Origin of the sequence: Arthrobacter sp. H20 (genome assembly GCF_000520515.1) — a bacterium.
In the GTDB taxonomy this organism is placed as follows: domain Bacteria; phylum Actinomycetota; class Actinomycetes; order Actinomycetales; family Micrococcaceae; genus Arthrobacter_D.
The window spans coordinates 1-20,514 of the sequence record NZ_KI914716.1 but is presented as its reverse complement, the minus strand read 5'-3'; the positions used below and the strand labels follow the sequence as shown (position 1 = coordinate 20,514).

The 20,514-nt window shown below is 60.3% G+C and carries 17 protein-coding genes, 1 tRNA gene and 1 pseudogene; 16 read left to right on the top strand and 3 right to left on the bottom strand.

Annotated elements, in window-relative coordinates; translation table 11 throughout:
• Window positions 1-80: 80 nt before the first annotated feature.
• Window positions 81-683, bottom strand: a complete 603-nt coding sequence (locus Y703_RS0104655) for an ANTAR domain-containing response regulator (RefSeq protein ID WP_019482407.1) — start codon at window positions 681-683, stop codon at window positions 81-83.
• 147 nt (window positions 684-830) lie between these two features.
• Between Y703_RS0104655 and Y703_RS0104650 the strand changes: the two genes are divergently transcribed.
• Window positions 831-912, top strand: a tRNA-Leu gene (locus Y703_RS0104650).
• A 246-nt stretch (window positions 913-1,158) separates the two neighbouring features.
• Here the strand turns inward: Y703_RS0104650 and Y703_RS0104645 are convergent.
• The gene (locus Y703_RS0104645) at window positions 1,159-2,898 is read right to left on the bottom strand and encodes an ABC transporter ATP-binding protein (RefSeq protein ID WP_035763886.1); all 1,740 of its coding nucleotides are present in this window, start codon (window positions 2,896-2,898) and stop codon (window positions 1,159-1,161) included.
• The gene (locus Y703_RS0104640) at window positions 2,895-3,926 is read right to left on the bottom strand and encodes an Lrp/AsnC family transcriptional regulator (protein WP_026551773.1); all 1,032 of its coding nucleotides are present in this window, start codon (window positions 3,924-3,926) and stop codon (window positions 2,895-2,897) included. The genes Y703_RS0104645 and Y703_RS0104640 overlap by 4 nt, the downstream gene beginning before the upstream one ends.
• A 97-nt stretch (window positions 3,927-4,023) precedes the next feature.
• On the opposite strand from Y703_RS0104640, the gene Y703_RS0104635 reads away from it, so the two are divergent.
• The 15 genes and pseudogenes from Y703_RS0104635 to Y703_RS17990 form a co-directional block, all read left to right on the top strand.
• Window positions 4,024-5,307 (top strand): dipeptidase, encoded by a 1,284-nt coding sequence (locus tag Y703_RS0104635; RefSeq protein ID WP_081743396.1) that lies wholly within the window; start codon window positions 4,024-4,026, stop codon window positions 5,305-5,307.
• Window positions 5,307-6,935 (top strand): ABC transporter substrate-binding protein, encoded by a 1,629-nt coding sequence (locus tag Y703_RS0104630; RefSeq protein WP_216698866.1) that lies wholly within the window; start codon window positions 5,307-5,309, stop codon window positions 6,933-6,935. Before Y703_RS0104635 ends, Y703_RS0104630 begins: the two co-directional genes overlap by 1 nt.
• A 4-nt stretch (window positions 6,936-6,939) precedes the next feature.
• Complete coding sequence (locus Y703_RS0104625; RefSeq protein ID WP_026551770.1) at window positions 6,940-7,902, top strand: ABC transporter permease; 963 nt, start codon at window positions 6,940-6,942, stop codon at window positions 7,900-7,902.
• Entirely contained in the window at window positions 7,899-8,795 is an 897-nt protein-coding gene (locus Y703_RS0104620; RefSeq protein WP_081743395.1) for an ABC transporter permease, read from the top strand. The genes Y703_RS0104625 and Y703_RS0104620 overlap by 4 nt, the downstream gene beginning before the upstream one ends.
• A gap of 60 nt (window positions 8,796-8,855) precedes the next feature.
• Window positions 8,856-9,977 carry a M24 family metallopeptidase gene (locus Y703_RS0104615; RefSeq protein WP_253907939.1) on the top strand — a complete coding sequence of 374 codons (1,122 nt, stop codon included), beginning with the start codon at window positions 8,856-8,858 and terminating at the stop codon, window positions 9,975-9,977.
• Window positions 9,978-9,987: 10 nt separating this feature from the next.
• The gene (locus tag Y703_RS0104610; protein WP_026551767.1) at window positions 9,988-10,827 is read left to right on the top strand and encodes an alpha/beta fold hydrolase; all 840 of its coding nucleotides are present in this window, start codon (window positions 9,988-9,990) and stop codon (window positions 10,825-10,827) included.
• A 977-nt stretch (window positions 10,828-11,804) separates the two neighbouring features.
• On the top strand, window positions 11,805-12,554 hold the full coding sequence (locus tag Y703_RS21370; RefSeq protein ID WP_216698865.1) for a GntR family transcriptional regulator: 750 nt from the start codon (window positions 11,805-11,807) through the stop codon (window positions 12,552-12,554).
• 85 nt (window positions 12,555-12,639) lie between these two features.
• On the top strand, window positions 12,640-13,740 hold the full coding sequence (locus Y703_RS0104600) for a substrate-binding domain-containing protein (protein ID WP_026551765.1): 1,101 nt from the start codon (window positions 12,640-12,642) through the stop codon (window positions 13,738-13,740).
• A gap of 55 nt (window positions 13,741-13,795) precedes the next feature.
• Window positions 13,796-15,361 carry a sugar ABC transporter ATP-binding protein gene (locus Y703_RS0104595; RefSeq protein WP_026551764.1) on the top strand — a complete coding sequence of 522 codons (1,566 nt, stop codon included), beginning with the start codon at window positions 13,796-13,798 and terminating at the stop codon, window positions 15,359-15,361.
• Window positions 15,354-16,343, top strand: a complete 990-nt coding sequence (locus tag Y703_RS0104590) for an ABC transporter permease (RefSeq protein ID WP_026551763.1) — start codon at window positions 15,354-15,356, stop codon at window positions 16,341-16,343. The genes Y703_RS0104595 and Y703_RS0104590 overlap by 8 nt, the downstream gene beginning before the upstream one ends.
• Window positions 16,344-16,345: 2 nt before the next feature.
• Window positions 16,346-17,473, top strand: coding sequence for a hypothetical protein (locus Y703_RS0104585; protein ID WP_035763883.1), 1,128 nt, complete (start codon window positions 16,346-16,348; stop codon window positions 17,471-17,473).
• A complete protein-coding gene (locus tag Y703_RS0104580) occupies window positions 17,473-18,402 on the top strand; it encodes a carbohydrate kinase family protein (protein ID WP_026551761.1) in 930 nt (309 codons plus the stop codon). The genes Y703_RS0104585 and Y703_RS0104580 overlap by 1 nt, the downstream gene beginning before the upstream one ends.
• Entirely contained in the window at window positions 18,399-19,247 is an 849-nt protein-coding gene (locus Y703_RS0104575; protein WP_026551760.1) for a BtpA family protein, read from the top strand. Before Y703_RS0104580 ends, Y703_RS0104575 begins: the two co-directional genes overlap by 4 nt.
• 2 nt (window positions 19,248-19,249) lie before the next feature.
• The gene (locus Y703_RS0104570) at window positions 19,250-19,936 is read left to right on the top strand and encodes a transaldolase family protein (RefSeq protein WP_026551759.1); all 687 of its coding nucleotides are present in this window, start codon (window positions 19,250-19,252) and stop codon (window positions 19,934-19,936) included.
• A pseudogene (locus Y703_RS17990) lies at window positions 19,933-20,514 on the top strand (deoxyribose-phosphate aldolase); the annotation flags it as partial. The gene Y703_RS0104570 and the pseudogene Y703_RS17990, both read left to right, overlap by 4 nt.

The following is a 20,514-nucleotide window of genomic DNA, read 5'->3' as shown; positions in this document are numbered from 1 at the left end:
GCGCATCAGCTATATCTGGTGCGCCAGCCGGTTTCTGGCGCCGGTGGAGCTTTCTGGTGCGCTGGGCCCTGTGCGGTGGACTAGTTGACCTGATTGATGATGGTCTCGGCGACTTCACGCATGCTGAGGCGACGGTCCATGGAGGTCTTCTGGATCCAGCGGAAGGCTTCAGGCTCAGTCAGTCCCATCTTGGTGGTCAGGAGGCTCTTGGCGCGCTCGACCAGCTTGCGGGTGGCGAACTGTTCCTGGAGATCAGAGACTTCGTTCTCCAGTGCCTTGATCTCCTCATGGCGGGAGAGCGCAATCTCGATGGCTGGGATCAGGTCGGCGGGAGTGAACGGCTTGACGACGTAGGCCATCGCGCCTGCGTCACGGGCCCGTTCCACCAGCTCCTTTTGGCTGAAAGCGGTCAGCAGGACCACCGGGGCGATGCGTGCTTTCACGATCTGCTCTGCGGCGGTGATGCCGTCCATGACGGGCATCTTCACGTCCATCAGAACCAGGTCGGGTTTGTGCTCCTTAGCGAGCTGGACGGCTTTCTCACCGTTGTCGGCTTCTGCGACGACGTCGTAGCCTTCACCTCGGAGGATCTCCACAATGTCCAGACGGATGAGGGTTTCATCCTCGGCAACAATCACGCGCCGCGCAACTCCCGAGACGGTTGACTCGTTGGATTCAGACACAGCAGGCTCCTTGTTCAATCAATCATTTTGCCCGGCGGGGCAGCGCCCGTTGCCGGTTCACTGAAACAGCCTATCGGCATGTAGAGTAGTTTCGCGCACTGACGGAGACTTGAGTAGTTCATCTCATATGGGTCAGGAAGTATGTTAGCCCGAATGGCGGAATTGGCAGACGCGCTGCACTCAAAATGCAGTATCGAAAGATGTGTGGGTTCAAGTCCCACTTCGGGCACAGTGTTTCCCCTAGTCAGAGGCTGTTTCGCTCTCTGGCTGTGCACAAATCGGCGCAAAGTGTGCGCAGGGTGTGTCTGTTTTGGTTGGTGGGTTGCGGTTTCCTGTGGCGGGTTGCTTCCTTTCTCCTCCTGAAGCCCTTGCTGGCCTTCTTACTAGTTCATGGGTGAGGGGTGTTGAAGGTACATGACTTCGGTAAAAAATCATTGGCGGGTTTTCCCCGCAAAGCAATGTGCTGCACCTGCCCTTAGTACGCTGCGTCGGCGGAGGAAGCCAATTCCTTTCGGCGGCGCCGCTGTTCAACCGGGTCCGGTACAGGCGCTGCCGCGAGGAGCCTGCGCGTATAAGGGTGCTCTGGATGGCTTAGCACCTGCTCACGGTCGCCTTGCTCAACCACCATTCCGCGGTTCATCACGGCAATGCGGTCTGCCAACAGTTCTACTACGGCGAGATCGTGACTGATGAACAGGCAGGAGAACTGCAGGCGGGCCTGAAGGTCCATCAGCAGATCCAACAGCCGCGCCTGAACTGACACATCGAGCGCACTGGTAGGCTCATCCGCCACCAGGAGTTCAGGTTCGGGAGCTATTGCCCGGGCAATAGCTACCCGCTGACGCTGCCCTCCGGAGAGCTCATGCGGGAAGCGTTGCCGCCAGGAGGGCGGCAGCTCCACGCTCTCCAACAACTCCATAACCCGTGCATCCATTTCCTTTCGACCGCGCACCAGTCGGTGCAGACGCAAGGGTTCGCTGATGCAGTCGCCAATGGTGTAGCGCGGGTTCAGGGAAGCAGCCGGATCCTGAAACACCATGCCCAACCGGCGCCGCAGTGGACGGAGCTGGCTCCGGGACGCGTGGGTGATGTCCTGTCCCGCGACCACAACCCGGCCGGATGTCACAGCCTGGAGGCCGACCACCACCCGGCCGAGCGTCGACTTGCCCGATCCGGATTCACCCACCAATCCCAGAACCTCGCCGCGATGCATTTCCAAAGTGACCGAATCGACGGCGCGGAAGAATGGGCGGCCCAGCCGCCCGGGGTAGTCGACCACTATGTCCTGCAGTTGAAGGATCGGGCCGTCGTCGTTCGTCGTCGCACGGCTTTCAGCCGCTACTTTCGCGGCTTCATCGGCACTTTCCAGAAGCCGACCGGATTCGGGACGGTGACCCAGGTGAGGCACCGCGGCCAGCAATTGCTGGGTGTAAGGATGAGTAGGCTCGGCGAACAGTTTGTGCACGGGTGCCGCTTCGACGATCTCCCCATCCTTCATCACGATCACACGGTCGGCGATGTCAGCGACAACCCCCATATCGTGGGTGATGAGGATCATTGCCGAGGACACCCGGTGCCGGAGATCGCGCAACAGGTCCAGGATCTCAGCCTGAACGGTGACGTCCAAGGCGGTAGTGGGCTCGTCCGCAATCAGAACCTTCGGGTCGCAGGAGATTGCCATGGCAATCATCGCCCGCTGCCGCTGGCCGCCGGAGAGTTGGTGCGGATAGTAGTTCACACGGTTCCCGGGATCCGGTAGACCAACGAGCCCCAGTAGCTCTACCGCCCGTGCCTTGGCTTCCTTACGTGACAAGGACGTGTGCAACCGGAGAATTTCACTGATTTGCCAACCGATGGTGAATACCGGGTTCAGGGCTGTCATGGGCTCCTGGAAAATCATCGCGATGTCTCCACCGCGCATCTTCCGAACCTGCTTCTCGTCGAACCCGCTGATGTCCTCACCGTTGAGCTCGATGACCCCCCGGCGTGTGGCGGTCTTTGGAAGCAGGTCCAGCACCGACATGGCGCTGACGCTCTTCCCCGAACCTGATTCGCCAACGATCGCCAGAATTTCGCCCGGGTAGACGGAGAAGTTGACGTCACGAGTGGCGGGGGCTTCCCGTCCGCCGACCTTGAAGGTGACCGACAGGTCTCGGATGTCCAGCACCGGACTATCCTCGACCTTCATTGCTACAGGTGCTGACGACTCAGTCATGCTATTGCCCCTTCGGAGAGAACCGGTCGTTCGGTGAGCATGTCGAGCGCCTTCTGGTTGAGCACGAAGGCACGTTTCAGCGTCGCCAACTCAAGTCCGGCTTCGGCGTGCCGTAACCCGGGTAGCTCGCCTAGTACCTGCATGTTGAAGCGGTGCAGATCCTGCTGGTCGCGCAGTACCACCTCGACGGTAAGGTCGCTGTACCCGGCGGTCGCAGCCACGTAGCGGACGTCGGGCTGCTGGGTCAGAATCCGTGCCGCTTCCTCTACATGGCGAAGCTCCATGTGCAGCCAGTACATCGTAGGTGCCGTGTAACCGAAGAGTTCAGGGTCAACGATCGTCGAGAAGCGGACACGTCCCTCCCGCACCAGGGCATCCAACCGTCGTCGTGCTGCCGATTCGCTGGTCCCCAATCGCTGGGCCATGGCCGCGAAACTTGCCCGTGCGTCCCCGGCCAGCAGGTCGACGAGCGCCTGCTCGCGTTCGTCCAGCGGGCGCGGGGAACCCGCCTCCACCTCACCCCGCTCGGCTTCCAGTTGTGACACCGCCTCGGGTGGCAGTGCGCCGTCGAGCCAAAGGTTGGCCAACTTATAGTGCGCCACGACGCTTTCGGTGGTGGTCGACCAGACGCCCGGAATGCGGTCAATTTCGTTGAAAAGTATGGATCCAAGCTCCGCCTGGGAGCGCACAATCAGCTCCACGACGACGTCGAAGGACCCGGTGACCAGCGCGGCGAACCGGACATCAGGCCTGAGGGCGAGTTCCCTGGCTACTTCGGCGGTCGCTCCGGCCCGGCTGGTGATCTGCACGAGCACCGGATAACCCTTGCTGCACAGCAGCGGGTCGGTCGCGGCAATGACCTGGGCGGTGCCGTCGCTCAGCATCTGGTTGACGCGACGAGACACAGTGGAGTCGGAACTGCCGACGGCGCGGGCGATCTGCTGCCAGCTTGCGCGGCCATGGATCTGAAGCGCTGAGAGGATGCATCGATCCAGTTCGTCCAGTCGCTGCGGGCTTGGTTTGGTCATGGGTTCAAGTATGGCTCGCTCCTCCGACTATGTCCATGCAGAAATTCGTCGAATCTATTGCTCCTGATGGGGATATGTGGCAAATTATGGGAATTGTATGAGTTTTACCGTCGTCTCTCATACATCATCTGCCATTCAGGACGCGGAAGAATCCACCAGGAAGGCTCACGCCGTGCCACACCCCGCCAAGCGCTACACCGGCTACCGCTCCTACAGCTATCTCGAGGAGGGCCGCGACTATAAATCCTTCAATCTCGCGCCTGAGCTCGAGCGGGTTCCGGCTTATGCCGGGCCCGAACTGTCCACGGCCCAGCAAGAACGGGTCCAGCGTCTGCTCACCGAGAGCATCGTGCTCTCCACCCACGACCATCCCACCCGGTTCCCGGAGGATATTGACGAAACCATTGACTACAACCGGACCGGCCGGCACCGCACCGGGTACGAAGGGCTGGCCCGCTCCGGGATGACAGCGGTGATTGACAATTTCATGGACGGTACCGCCTGCGTCACCAGCCAGGCCGGCTGGAAGTGGACCGACATCATTGCCGATCTCGGGCTGCGCTTTTCCGATATCGCTCATCAGGACTACGTCATCAAGGCCGAAACCGTCGCCGACATTCATCATGCCAAGGAGACCGGGCGGCTGGCGCTCATCGCCGGGCTGGAGGCGTCAACTCCGATCGAGAACGAGTTGGACCGGATCGACATTCTTTACGGATTCGGCATCCGTCAGCTCGGCATCGCCTACAGCGAGGCAAACACGCTGGGCAGCGGCTTGAAGGAAAAGGGCGACGGCGGCCTGACAGTCTTTGGCCGACGCGCCGTGGAGCGGATGAACAAGCTGGGCATCGTCATCGACGTTTCACACTCCGGGGATGTCACCTCCATGGACACCATCGAGCAATCCACCAAACCCATCATGATCACCCATGCCGGAGCACGTGGCGTCTGGAACACGAACCGGATGAAGCCGGACTCCGTGATCAAGGCCTGCGCGGAGCGCGGCGGGGTGATTGGACTGGAGGCAGCCCCACACACCACGCTTTCGGCGGAACATCCGCTCCACACGATCGAGTCGGTGATGGACCACTTTGTGTACTGCGTTGAGCTGGTCGGAATCGAACATGTGGCCTTCGGCCCGGACACCCTTTTCGGCGATCATGTGGGCCTGCACAACCTTTTCGCGGGTGCGCTTTCCCTGGGTGAGGCCCACGCAGGGGTTGAATACGAACACGTTCCCTATGTCGATGGTCTGGAGAACCCGGCTGAGTGCTTCTGGAACATCGTCTCGTGGCTGGTATCCCACGACTATTCGGACGACGAGATCCGTGCCGTTGTCGGAGGAAATGCCATGCGGGTTATCGAGGAGGTCTGGATCTGATGAAGAATTCGACAGCGAGAAAACACCTGGCGCGGCTGGCCGTTCCCCTGGCACTGATGCTTGCGCTCGCCGGCTGTGTGCCGTCGGACCCGGATACGCAGGACCCCGGGGAAGCCAACGACAACGGCGGGAACCAGCTGGTGGTGGGTACCACCGCTGGCGTGGTCAACTTCAACCCGCTTGTCGGCAATAGCCGCACTGACACGTGGGTTACCAACCTGATGTATCCGTCGATGATGACCCTCAACGATGAGGCCGAGAAAGTTCCCTCTGTTGCAACGGAGTGGGGCTATTCCGAGGACGGTCTGACGGCATTTGTGGAACTGCGCGATGACATGGAGTGGACAGACGGCGAGCCTTTGAACGCCGAAGACGTCATCTTCACCATCAATGCGATCAAAGAAGAGCAAATCGGCACAGTCGCTGGAATGCTCGCAGCGTATGAGAGTGCCGAGGCAGTCTCCGACACCCGGATTGAGTTCACCCTGAGCCGCCCTGACGGTGCGTTCCTGAACAGTATCGGGTTCTGGATGCCGATCGTGCCCGAGCATGTCTTCGGCGAAGCCCCGTCAGTCGCGGAGTTCGCCAACGACTCGGACTGGGTTTCGGCCGGCCCCTTTGTCCTCACCGAGGTCGAGGACGGGCAGCGTTATGTGCTCGAGGCCACCGAGAACTACCCGCTGGTCGAATCGGGCAGCGCGAACGTGGATGAGGTGATTTTCCGGGTGTTCCCGGATGTCAACACCGAAGTGCTCGCGCTCCGCGCCGGCGACCTGGACATGATCGGCAACGCTCTCCCACCAGCCGTCGCGGAAGACCTGGCCGGTGACGATTCGGTGCAGCTGTTCACCGTTCCCTCGCTGGGCTGGGCACACATGCAGTACAACATGCGGAGGCCACCGCTGGATCAGGTCGAGGTACGGCAGGCGCTCGCCCACGCGGTCGACTATGACGCGATCCGCGAGGTGGTTTTGGGCGGCAACGCCATTTCAGCGAACTCCAGTGTGCTGACGCCTGTCTACGAGCAGTGGCAGGACGGCCTGGATCTGGAGGAGTACGCCTACGATCCGGAAATGTCCCGGCAGCTACTGGAAGACGCCGGTTTCGCCGATGCCGACGGTGACGACGTCTTCGACGAGCTGAGCTTCGAAATGGTCTACGACCAGGGCGATCCGATGGTCTCCACATGGGCGGAACTGGTGCGGGATCAGAGCCTTGACGCCGGCATCAACATTGAGCTGGTGGGTCTGGATCGCAACACCTACCTCGCCCGCACCGCTGACAGGGATTTCGACATCTATGCGGGGTCCTGGGCCATCATCGACGAGCCGCAGTCCAATTTCGCCCTGTTGTTCTCGCCGGAAGGGTTCATCAACTACGCGGGCGTGGAGGATCCCGAGGTCAACGACCTCATGGAGGAAGCCGCGACCGCACTCACGCCGGAAGAAGCGCAGGAACCGTTGCAGGAGATTGCCCGCATAGTTCACGACCAGGTGTACGACAACGTCATGTACGTGGAGACGTTCAACTTCGCCGCATCGTCGGAGTGGAGCGGCTTTGTACCCAAGCCCAGTGATCTGCTCTCGATTGTCAACGCTGAATCTCTCGCAAGTGTGAGCAAGGAATAAGTCCATGGCGTTCGCCCGCTTCGCGTTGTTACGGCTGCTACGGGGTCTCCTGACCCTGTGGTTCGCCATAACCGTGACCTTCTTCCTGGTCCGGTTGCTTCCAGGGGACCCTGCCCTGGCAGTGGCCAGTCCAACTATGACCGAGGAACAGCGCGCAATCATGCTCGCGGACTTCGGTCTGGACCAGCCGCTGCCGGTCCAGTACTTTACCTATCTGGGCCAGCTTCTGCAGGGCAACCTAGGGATCTCGTTCCGGCAGAGCGTGCCGGTACTGGACGTGCTGCTGGAACGACTGCCCTGGACGCTGGTCCTGACCGGCAGCTCTCTGATTGTCACGCTCATCATCGGGGTTCCACTGGCCGTCTCGGCAGCACGGCGGCGTGGTTCCCACATTGACCGCGCAGTGCAGGTCGGTGGAGTCATAGGTCAGTCGCTCTTTGTGCCGACCGTCGGGATCTTCCTCCTGTACGTCTTCGGCCTATGGCTTGGCTGGCTCCCCATCGGCGGGGCCATCGATAGAGGGGTCTCGGGGCTGGAAGCCTATGGCAGCATGCTGAGGCACCTCGTTCTGCCGTGCCTCAGCCTGGTGCTTCTCCAGCTTGGCTCGTACGTCCTGTTTCTTCGCACCAGCCTGATCGACGCCCTTGGCGAGGAGTACACAACCGTGGCTCGTTCCAAGGGTGTTTCGGAGCGCACCGTGGTGTGGAAGCACGCGTTGCGTAACGCGCTGCTACCCACCGTCACGCTCGTGGGGCTGCAGCTGGGTTTCCTCGTCGGTGGAGCCGTGCTGACCGAGACGATCTTTGCCTACCCCGGCATCGGCCGGGCTATCTACGAGGCCGTTGGGCAGCTGGACTTCGCAGTGCTGCAGGGCGCCTTCGTCCTGTTGGCAGCAACGGTTGTTCTGGCCAATCTACTGACCGACCTCCTCTACGGCATCCTCGACCCGAGAGTCAGGCAGGCATGACCTACAACCCAGCCACCACCCCGACCGCCGAACTGCTCGGCACCGATCTGTCACAGATGTCTCCGCGGCGGAAAACCTGGCGGGCGTTTGTCCGCAACCCGCTCGGCCTAAGTTCGCTGATCGTCCTGATCTTCATGGTTCTGCTTGCGATCGCCGCGCCGCTCATTGTCGAGGAGCCCAGCGGCTTCAGCGTGGCAGTGCTGGAGCCGCCGTCGTCCGAGCACTGGTTCGGCACTGACCATATCGGCCAGGACATCTTTGCCCAGATTGTCTGGGGGGCGCGGACCAGCGTGGCAGTCGCGGTGGGGGCTTCGGCGCTCGCCATCCTCCTGGGCACCGTGGTGGGGGTGGCTGCTGCCTACTTCCCGAGGCTGAACACACCGCTCGGCATGCTGATCGATGTGATGCTTTCCCTGCCCATCCTGCCGCTGATGATCCTGATCGCCGCGTTGGTCGGTCCCAGCATTTCCACTCTGGTGGTGGTGATCGCGGTGTTCTCTTGGCCCGAAGTGGCGCGCGTAGTCCGTTCCCAGGCGCTTCCTACGGTGACGCTGACGTATGTCAATGCGTCGCACGTTATCGGTGCCTCGAACCTGTGGGTCCTAACCAGGCACATCCTGCCTGCCGTCACCCCGGTGGTAGTGGTGTCCGTGGTGCTGACAGCCTCCAAAGCCGTGCTCAGTGAAGCCGGTCTTTCCTTCCTGGGACTGGGTGACCCGAACAGCTGGTCCTGGGGCACCGTCCTCTACAACGCGCAGCGCAGTGGCGTACTTGCCTCTGCATGGTGGACGGCACTGTTTCCGTCCCTGGCCATCCTGCTGTTTGTTGTGGCTGCCACTCTCTGTTCCCTTGCCTACAACGACGCCCGTAACCCCCGAATTCGAGGTGACTGAAACACCGTGAGCTTCTCGCAACGATTGCCTTTGTCCTTCTACCAGGATGTTCACCGCCGAGTGCGAACCGAGCTCGAACATCACGGACTCGACGTACTCCTCGTCGATGACCCACATGAGGTGGCTTACCTCACCGGCTTCTTCCATCACCCGAACGAACGCCCAGCGGCGGTATGGATTTCCGGTGACCGCGCCGTGCTTCTCGTGCCCGAACTGGAGCGTGAACACGCAATTGCGCAGCGTGCCGCCGTCGACAAGATAGTGGCCTTCGCCGAGTATCCCGGATTGCACAGCCCCTTCGAGCCGCTGGCCCGCTCTGTCGGCCGATCCGGCACGTGGGGTCATTCTCCGACTCTTTCCACCGGACGGCTCCACGAGCTGCAGACAGTCTTTGACGGCGTCGAGTGGCACATGTCAGGCATCGTGGACGGGCTGCGCCTGATCAAGAGTCCCGAGGAGATCGCCCTGCACCGCCAGGCCGCTGCTCTGGGGGATGTCATGTTGGACGCCGGCCGTGATCTGATCGAGGCTGCCATTGCCGACGGCGGTGCCCTCCCCACCGAAGCCGGGCTGGCCGGCCATGTGGCCCGCACCGGTACTTCGTGGATGTATGAGAACCATGACGACGTCGTCGTCGTTCCCATGTTGGCGGCCGGCCTGGTCTATGCGGGCGCCAACAGCGCCTTTCCGCACGGACTGCCGTCGTCGTACCGTCTGCAGGCGGGCGACACCGTCATCCTCTCTCTGGGCGGTGCGGTGGGCGGTCGCTACGCCGAAAGTGAGCGAACGTTTTTTCTGGGCGATCCCACCGATGAGCAGCTGCGCTATTTCTCAGCCGATCACCGCGCCCAGGAGGTGGGCACCAAGGAACTACGGCCGGGTGCCCTCTGCCGTGACGTCAACCGAGCCTGCCTGGACGTCATCCGAGACGCCGGGTTGACCGAATACATCCGTCACCGGCAGGGCCACGGGATCGGTCTGAACTTCCATGAACCCCCATGGCTGGAGGACGGGGACGCATCCGCACTCGAAGCCGGGATGGTGGTTTCCAGCGAACCGGGAATCTACGTTCCCGGGCACGCCGGTTACCGCATATCCGACACCGTCCTGATTACGGACGACGGCGCCGAACGCCTCACGCGCTATCCCCGCGACCTCGACGACGTGGTCATCAACCTGTGAAAGGCACCTCATGATCCTGACTATTAATGGCAACCCGCTCGACGTCGAACTGCTGGGAGACGACCCCGACGCGCCGCTGCTCATCGCGCATCACGGGGCTCCCGGCCTCGGTTCGAAGGGCGAGCCGCAGACCGCCTTTGGCCCGCTCTCAGACCTGTTCCGCGTCCTCGTCTTCGATGCCCGCGGCAGTGGCAAGAGCGGAGACCAGGGACCATTCACACACGAGCAGTGGGTTGCCGACGTCGATGCGCTCCGCGAGTGGGCCGGCGCGGAAACCTTCGTGATGGCCGGCGGGTCCTACGGCGGGTTCATCGCGATGGAATATGCGATTGCCCATCCCGATCGGCTCCGCGCGCTGGTCCTGCGCGATACCTCCGCGGACCACGAGCACAACGACCTCGCAATCGCCAACGCGCGTTCGTCGGACCGCGTAGACATCGACGAGGAAATGCTGATGCGCATGATGGAGGGCCGAATCCGGGACAACGAGGACTTCAGAAACTCGTGGCGTGAACTGCTGCCGCTCTACAGCTTCACGTTCGACCCGGCGCTGGTGGAGGAACGGGTGAACAGCACTGAGTACCATTACGCCACTCATAACGCCGCCTTCTCGCAGAACCTGCACCACTATGACGTGAAGCCGATGCTGCCCGGTATTACCTGCCCCACGTTGGTGACCGTCGGACGGACGGACTGGATCACTCCTGTGTCCTGTAGCGAGCGTATTGCTGAACTCATACCGGACTCGCAGTTGGTGATTTTTGAACAGTCCGGGCACTCTCCGCCGTCGGACGAGCCCGAACTGTTCCAGCAGACGGTTCGGGATTTCCTGAAGACTCACGCGCTCTGAAGAACGCGTTGAAGGCACCCGTCCCTGACACCAACAGCGCCCAGACCGGCGTCACCCCGATGCCCTGGGTATCGTTCGTGGGGCGGCCCCTTACCTATACCGTGATCCAGCCGGTTCGTCGGCAACGTGGATGGAGAAGTCCCCGTGTCCTGAAAGCCTGTGCCCAGTCGTGATCTGGTGCGCAGGGTGAGAGCTTGCAAGCTGAGCGCCGACACGGCAGCACCATGATCGGGCCGCTGGGAGCGGCGCGCTGAGTGGAAGACGCTGTTAAAGTACGACTCTGTCCCACACCTACACAATTCGGCCGACCTATAGAAGCAGAAGGACAGGTTTTGGTGCTGGAGGCATAAGGAAAGCCGTCGACGGTGGAATGGTCAGGTTTCGCATGTTCGGCACTTGGGGGAAGGTCTGAACATCGAGACCACCACCCGCGGGCCGTGCACTCAAAATCCTATTCCGACAGCTTCCGGCCAAGCTCCTCCTACTTAGGACCGGGCTATGCACGGAAATCAGTCAATCGAGAGTCGTCCGTATGAGGATCCTCCCGGGGGTGATACTCAGCGCGCGTGGGTGAAGGCCAAAGGGAGTCCAGCCGGGCGATCCAAGGATCGGCCATCACTCCCGCGTCCCAACCGTCCGGCTGGGAAAGGTCCCCAAATCGAATATGAACAATCAACCGGACCGCTTTCACTGCGGCCTAGGGCCCCGAGCTATGAACAGCCGGGGCAGCCCCGAGAGTCCTGCCACGCCCGCGAATGATCCTGTCTGCTTTCCGTAGTCCTGCGTGGATATTCCGATCATCTTTAGCACTCGGCCGATGAGGGGTTCTTATGTCTGTCTGTTGCTGTTAACGCCAGTCTTGCGGCCACGAAATAATTGTCGGGGGCGCTGGCTCTAATGGTGGAAAGTGTGGTGGAGATCATGCGGATTCGAGAAAAACCATTGACACTGCCCGGTTGGTGGGTAAACATGTTGTCATGACAACTCGGATAGACCGGCGCAGTCCCGCTCCTCTTTACGTCCAGCTGGAGCAGGCACTTTTGTCCTATATCCATGAGCGGAAACTGGCGCCCGGGGACAAGTTGCCTACTGAGGCGGAGATAGCTCAGACCTATGAGGTCTCACGCCAGACGATTCGCCAAGCGCTGTCCCGTCTGGTGGCTGACGGACAAGTTGAGCGGATCCAAGGACTTGGGTCTTTCGTCGGTAAGCCCAGGCCAAGTCATCAGTCATTACTCACTTCATTCACCCAAAACATGAAGTCGCAAGGCTATGACCCTAGAAGGCGGCTCCTTGATTCCGCAATTGTCGATAGCCCGCCGGTCATTCAGTCGGTAACCGGATCAAACGGTTCGTGCCAGTTCGTGCGGCGGTTGTTGCTCGCTGATGGCAACCCGATTGGTTTAGCCGAGACATGGCTTCCAGTCGAAAGCCTGGCTGGGAGGCTCGATCTGTTCAACGCCGAGGTTCTCGAATCGAACTCCCTATACGAACTGCTGCAGGGTCCCAAGATCGGGCTCCAGCTGGATCGCGGAGTCGAAACTGTGCGGGCCGGAGCGGCGAGCGATGACGAAGCGCACCATCTGATGTGTCCTCCAAACAGCCCTACTCTCATTGTTCGACGCGTCAGCTACACCCCGTCGAACCGACCGGTCGAATGGACGGTCATGACGTTCCCGGCGGATCGGTACGAGTACCGCGTCGAGCTCACCCATTCACCTAGCTGACATCCAAACTTCACTCGTTCAACCAGCTAACACCCAAGCTCGCGGCAGTCGCCGAGGGCAAAAGGCATCACTCAAAGGAGAGTTCATGTTTAGAAAAGTCGGTTTTTCAGTTGCAGTCGTCGCCTTGGCATTGGCTTCGACGGGGTGCCAGGCCTCAAGTATCGCAAGCAACAGTGAATCAGCTGAAGGCGGTGGCCAGGAATACGAGAGCCTGCCCTACACCGATATTCTGCCCGTGGATGAAGGTGCAATTGGTGGGGCCGACTCAGAAGCGATCACTATCGGTTTTTCTCAGACGTGCTTCAACCATCCGTGGCGGGCAGCCATGATTGAGAGCGCGGAAGCTGAGGTCGCACGGCACCCCGGTGTTGAGCTTGTCGTGACTGACGGCAATTGCGATGTAGCAGACCAGGCTAATGATGTGTCGGATCTGATGTCGCGCGGAGTGGACGCGATCATTCTCAGCCCGGTGGAATCAGCCGGACTTGCACCTGCGGCTAACCGCGTAATGGACGCCGGAATCCCGCTGATTGTGCTCGACCGCGATGTGCCTGCGGAGAAGACCGTGTTTGTGGGTCAATCGAACGTCGAGATGGCCTATGACACTGCGATGGCAATGATCGATGACCTCGGCGGCGAAGGAAAAATTCTTGAGATCACAGGCCTGTCCGGGTCCTCGGCTGCTACCGACCGCAGCGCCGGTCTGCGTCAGGCGCTGGAAGAATCCCCCGGTATCGAGATCCTCGCGGTAGGCGACGGGGAATGGGTCCGCGAACCCGCCGTCGGAGTCATGGATGATTGGCTCACGAAATACGACCAAATTGATGCTGTCTTCTCGCACGCCGAAGAGTCTTCATGGGGAGCGCAGCAGGCAATCGCCAGCGCTGGACGTTGCGATGACGACATCCTGCATTACACCCATGACGGATCAGCCCCCGGTTTTGAGTGGGTAAGCGACGGCGGGTTCCAAGCCGATGGAAACTACAGTCCCTTCATCGGAGACATAGGGGTCCGAGCGGCCATCTTGGCGCTCCAGGACGCGGAGATTCCTGGCGCGGAAGCATACGACGAGCCGGGGCAAAAATTGCAACTCCCAAGCCTGCCAGCAGTAGTCCCGGACAATGCCGAGGAATGGATCCCCAAGGGCTGGGGTGACTTCGAAACGCCTGTCGACCCGTGCGCCTAATTGACACGCGCCGTTGCACCCCAGGTACATCCGATACGCCTGACCGGAGAAATTTATGACACACGCGTTAGTTGAGCTACGTGGCATCACCAAACAGTACCCAGGGGTAGTTGCGCTCAAGGGGGTGGACTTTGATCTGCGGGCCGGTGAAGTACACGCGCTTGCCGGAGAAAATGGTGCAGGCAAGTCCACGCTCATGAAAGTTCTCGGTGGAGGGGTTGCACCGGATGCCGGCGAAATCCGAGTCGGCGACCAACTTGTTCGGCTACGAAGTCCAAAGGATGCGTTGGCGCTCGGTATCAGCGTGGTGCATCAGGAGTTGGTCAGTGCACCGATGCTCAGTGTCACAGAGAATATCCTCCTTGGCCGACTCCCCCGGAGAGGGGGCCGGGTTCTCTGGGCTGCCGCCCACAGCCAAGCTAGGGCGGTGCTAGACCGGCTCAACTTGGACATTAGCGAACGAACGGAAATGAGCCGGCTCAGCCTGGGTCAACAGCAACTCATCGAGATCGCGCGGGCCCTCGTCCGGGATACGAAGATACTGGTCCTTGATGAGCCTTCGGCCATTCTTGGACAGGCGGAACTGGAGGTTCTATACACGGTTGTTGACACTCTCCGTCGACAAGGCGTCGGGATCGCCTATATCTCCCATCGGCTCGGAGAGGTAATGAGTCTGAGTGACCGTGTGACGGTCCTGAAGGACGGAGTCCTTCAGGACACACTTCTAGTCGAAGACCTGTCTGAAGAACGACTGGTCACCCTAATGACGGGGCGAGAACTAACTGCCCCTGTGCGATCAGGCATAGCCCTGGATGCTCCTGTACTGCTTGACGTACAGGATCTTCAAGTCAAAGGAGGGCGCGCTCCTATCAACTTCTCGGTCAGAGCCGGAGAAATTGTCGGGTTTGCGGGACTTGTGGGTTCCGGTCGCACAGAGGTGGCTAGGGCCATCATTGGAGCAGACAGGGCACCCGGACGCGTCTACATTGACGGCGATCTACTTAATCGGCGCAACCCCAGATCCTCCCGTCGACGGGGGCTTGCCTACCTACCCGAGGATCGAAAAGATCAAGGTCTGCTTCTGCACCGATCGATTCGAGAGAACATTGGCTTGGCAAGCCTGAAAACCCGGTCCAGGTGGGGCCTGCTCCGATCTTCACACGACAAAGCAGACACACAGCGGCACGCAAGCGCCGTCGGGTTGAAGGCCTCGGACCTAAACTCCAACGCGGCGACCCTTTCGGGCGGAAACCAGCAAAAGGTGATGCTAGCGCGGTGGCTTGCCGCTTCCCCTACGGTTCTCATTCTCGACGAGCCAACCCGGGGGATCGATGTAGGCAGCAAAAGTGAAATATACAGGCTGATGAAGGAATTGACCGATAGTGGCCTTGCCGTCGTCATGATTTCCAGCGAAATAGAGGAAATTCTGGCCATGTCAGACCGGGTCATCGTCATGCGTGAGCGCCGAATCGTCGCAGAGTTTGCTGGTGATGAGATCTCGGAAGAGGCAGTCACGCGCGCCGCAATTGTCTCTACTGACCAGGTTTCTCCCGGCAATCCGACTCCAGAAACTAATGCGCCCGAGGGCCTTTCAACCATACGAGGAGTAGTCAATGACTGATCAAAGCGGCACACTCACGGCGCCAGCGCAACGTCCCAAGTCAGGGCGGGCAAGGGGTATCGGACCGTATGTTCGAAAGTATGGCGCCGCTGGCGCCCTAGTGCTGCTCGTCGTAGTCGCTAGCCTTACCGCTGAGAATTTTCTCGAAGTGCAAAACATTCTGAATGTCTTGCGCCAGATTTCGATCGTCGGTGTGCTGGCACTTGGAATGACTTTTGTGATCATCACCGCGGGGATCGATCTGTCCGTCGGCGCGATGTTGACGGTCGTCGTGGTCTATACGGCCAACACCGTGCAAACCATGGGGGTGGTCCCCGCCATAGCCGTCGCGTTGGTGGTGGGTGCCTTCTTGGGATTGCTCAACGGACTCGGCATCACCCTGGGCGGGGTTCAACCTTTCGTGATGACACTCGGGATGATGGCATTCGCCAAAGGAATAGCGCTTTTATACACGCAGGGGCGGCCGATACCAATTACGAACGAGGCATTTCTGCAGTTCGGTAGCGGACGAACTCTGGGTATACCCAATCCGGCACTAGTGTTCCTTATTCTGCTTATTGTCGCCTGGGTTGTCCTCCGGCATAGCGTTTTCGGGCGATCGGTATACGCAGTCGGGGCAAACGAAGAAGCAGCACGGCTCTCCGGGATTCCGGTAAAGCGAGTCAAATGTGCGGTCTACGTAATTTCCGGGGTGATGGCCGGCGTAGCGGGGATACTGTACGCCAGCCAGCTAGGCGTCGGGACCCCTGTTGCGGGGGACGGGTATGAACTCGATGCCATCGCTGCGACCGTCGTTGGCGGTACCAGCTTGTTCGGCGGGTTGGGCACAGTGGGCGGGACCTTTATCGGCGCCGCACTCCTCGGCGTACTTTCGAACCTGCTCAATCTCACCGGAGTGAGCCCCTACGCGCAGAACCTATTCAGCGGCACGCTCATAGTGGCCGCCGTGATGCTGCAGCGACGAAATTCGCAGGGGCGCTGACGATGACTGCTCAATGGCCGACCTCACGTGCCGATATGTGGGAAAAATGCGATCAGCTGATCACCCAGGACGCCGCTCTCGAATTGCTGATCTCCATTGCCGATACACCTGCTCCCTCCGGCGCATCGTCCATCACCCGCGGCGAACAGGTGGAGCTGTGGTGGTCAAAGCAGGGATTGGAAGGTTCGGGTGCGCAACTGACGTTGGATGCCTACCGCAGCGGCTGCGACCTGTTGTCCCTTGGTACAGGTGGACTACGTATGCTGGCTCACCTCGACGAGGTTTCCTACCTGCTCGACGGACCGGCCGGATCACCAGGACTCTGGTGGGTAGCACCGTATTGCTACCACCTGGCCGAGAAACCTGCCCCGGCCCGCGTTATCCGCTTCGCCCCGGACGGTTCGTGGATAACCGTCGCCACCGGTGAAGTCACCATGCTCGAAACACGACACGTATTCCAGACGCTGGAAACAACCCAGCTAGGCCCCGCGGATCGAATCGTGCTGGCCAGCGAAGTCTCAGTCGACCTCAAAACGAAACGCGTAACCGGTTCGTTGGATAACGCGGCTGGAGTCGCGTCCGCGCTGCTGGCTGCTTCGGTGCTCAGTGCAATGGGCATCCCATTCTCCCTCGGGTTGACCGACGAGGAGGAGGGTCCCAGCGGGGCCAGCAGCCAAACGATTTCCCGAGGGGCGGCACGGCTGCTGCGTCATTTGGAGGACGCGCCCTTGTCCGTCGCGATCGACATTCATGGGGTCCCGAACGAGGACCTGAAAACGGTGCAGGATCACGACAAACCGTGGGGTGCCTCGTTAGCAGAGTTTTCTAGCCACGGCAGGGGCTCGGTTGCCCCGCCCCATCTATTTGCAGGGGTCAAGAATCTACTTTGCTCGTTGCAGGATCACGGAGTGAATGTAAAACAGAATGTCGGCGGTTACGTACCGCGCTCCGACGACGTAACCGCCATGACGCATAGCAACCGCGTCATCATTCTCGGATACCCCGGAATGAATAGGCATTTCGATCGCGGGCTACCGGCAACTAATCTTGAGGATCTGTTACACCTCGCACGTGCGCTGGTTGTGCTCGGCGTTGCAGTGCATTCCAAGCAGTTGGCGGTGGACTGGTAATGGGGGAGATGCATGGACTCCTGACCATCGGGGAACTGACTGTCGATGATGTGGTTGTCGAAGATGATTGCGCAGATTGGAAGCAAGCTGGCGGAGGCGCGCTATACAGTGCGGTCGGGGCCTTGGTATGGAACAAGGACGTAGCGCTGAACAGTGTTGTTGGGATGGATTTTCCTGACGGGCTGCTATCGAGTTTGGACGCACAAGGTATTTGCCTTGATGCCGTATCTAAGTCCCCCTACACACTGAGCATTGGGCTATGGCTGCTATATGAATCCGACGGAACACGCCGACAATTTGAGAAGAAGCGCGGAGCTACATTCGCCGATACAGACCGGCTCCGGGCTTCCCCATATACCGCTGGCTTGAACCCGTTAGGCGTCCACATTGCACCTCAGTCGAGTCAAGGACAGGTGCTTGCCCTTCAACATCTGGCCGGACGAGACGTGGTGCGCACCCTGGACCTGCTCATCGAGCCCTCCATCGACAAGACACCATACCTGGATGGGTCAGTTTTCAGAGGGCTTGATGCGTTCCTTCCCAGCGCCCAAGAGGTCCGGGACGTTTGGGGACACTCAGACATTCAAACCCTCTCAAACTGGCTGATCGAACATGGCAGCAACGCAACGCTTGCTATCAAACGCGGTCCCGATGGGGTCGACGTCCTCGCGGAAGGAACAGTCACAAACGTTCCTACCGTAGTAGACGACCTAATCGACCCCACAGGCGCAGGCGATGCCTTTTGCGGCGGCTTTCTCGCAGGTCTGGTCGCAACCGGTGACCCCATCGAAGCCGCCATTCGAGGTAGCGTCTCCGCGTCTTTTGTATGCGAAACACGAGGCGCCGTGGCAGCCGCCATCCGAATTGATCCTGAAATCGCCGAGCACCGGGCCACCAAGGCGCGGCGCTTACTAAGAAAGGTCTCATGAATACCTCCGCCCCGGTCGTCGCTCCCGCCGATGATCCGCTCATCTCATTATTCGCCAACATCAAGCCACTCATCGGAACCGTTCATTTGGAGCCTCTGCCAGGAGCGCCCCGATACCGCGGAGCGCCTATGAGGGAAATTATCGAGCGCGCCGTCGAAGACGCACGTCGCTATGTAAACGGGGGCATCGACGGTCTTATCGTGGAAAACGAAGGAGACATCCCTTTTCTTAAACCAGACCAGGTGGGCCCCGAAACCGTTGCAGCCCTATCCGTCATAACCGCAGCCGTCGTCGAAGCAGTTCGTATCCCTGTCGGCGTATTCTGTCTCGCTAATGCAACCCACCAAAGCATCGCCATCGCCAAGTCGGCCGGTGCGCAGTTCATCCGGGCCAATCAGTGGGCCAATGCCTACGTCGCAAACGAAGGGTTCATCGAAGGAGCGGCCGCCACAACCCTCCGGTACCGGGCCGCAATCCATGCGCACGACATAAAAGTATTCGCAGACGTCCACGTAAAGCACGGTAGCCATGCAATCGTCGCGGACAGATCAATCGCCGAGCTAACACTGGATACAGAGGCATTCGATGCCGATGTTCTCATCGCCACCGGCCACCGAACAGGCAACCCGACCACCGTGGAAGAAGTCTTGGACATCTCCTCAGTCGCCACCCGCTCGGTTCTCGTGGGCAGCGGCCTGAACGCTTCAAATGCGGAGGCGCTGCTGGCCGTCGCCAGCGGCGCAATAGTCGGCAGCGCCATGAAAGAGGGCGGCGTTTGGTGGAACCCGGTGTCGGTGGAACAAACGCGGCGGATCGTGACCGAAGCCGAGAAAGCGAGGCGATAACAATGGAACTCCTATTCCTAGATTCAGCCAATCCGGACGATGTTCAATCGGCAGCGGACTCGGGAATCGTGGCAGGCGTCACGACCAACCCCGCAATAATCCAGCAAGGATCACCAGATGCCGATCCGATAGATCACCTAGTGTCACTTCTCGATCTCTTCACCCGCGGACCAGTCTTTTTCCAGATTAATGCCCACGATAGACCCTCTGCCGAGGCTCTCATTGAACGAACACTGGTGCAGGCGGGATCCAATGTTGACCGCCTAGTGCTGAAACTTCCCGCGCAGCCGTGGTGGTTTTCTCTAGGGGCTGACCTAGCCAGAGCTGGCCAGAAAGTGGCATTCACCGCCGTATATCAACCCGGCCAAGTTATGGCCGCAGTGCAGGCGGGCGCTTCCTACGTGATCCCCTATGTTGATAGAGCACAGAGACTCAGGCCCCTGCAAACGAACCTGCTTGGAGACCTACGGGCCGTCGCTGGAGATCACCTGTGTGTCCTTGCGGCGAGCATCAAGACTCCTGAACAGGCGGTATCAGCGCTCACCTCAGGTGCCCATGCAATTACCGCCTCATGGGCAGTGCTTCACGAACTAATGGTCGATGATCTTACCGACGCAGCAATCGATCAGTTCCATTCACAGGTTCCCGAATCGAAGATTCCGGCGACAACAAGCACGGAGAACTTATGACTATCCGAGCTCTCCGTCCCGTCACCGCTATTGCTCCTGCGTCACGTGCATTGGAAGTGATCGGCGGGGACCTGACCGAGAAGGCCCTGAAACGCTACCTGGAGGGCATTGGCGGCGTCGACGCCGTGGGCCTGGACGCGCGCGCAGCGGCCCTCGGGACCCGGTCGATCAAGACCACGTCGAAGGCCTGGGCGCTGGACAAGATCATTTCCCTGATCGACCTGACCACTCTCGAAGGGTCAGACACCCCTGGCAAGGTTAGGTCGCTCGTCGCGAAGGTGTTGGTGCCCGACGCCGGCGATCTCTCCACCCCACGGGTGGCCGCGGTGTGTGTGTATGGCGACATGGTGCCGTACGCGGTCGAGGCGCTGGGGAGGGCCCACGACGACGACGCGCCGGGCCGCATCAACGTTGCAGCGGTTGCCACTGCGTTCCCCAGCGGGCGGTCATCCCGTTCAGTGAAGCTCTCCGATACCGCCGACGCTGTCGCAGCGGGTGCGGACGAGATCGACATGGTCATTGATCGTGGCGCGTTCCTGTCGGGCCGGTATGGTCTGGTTTTCGACGAGATCGTTGCG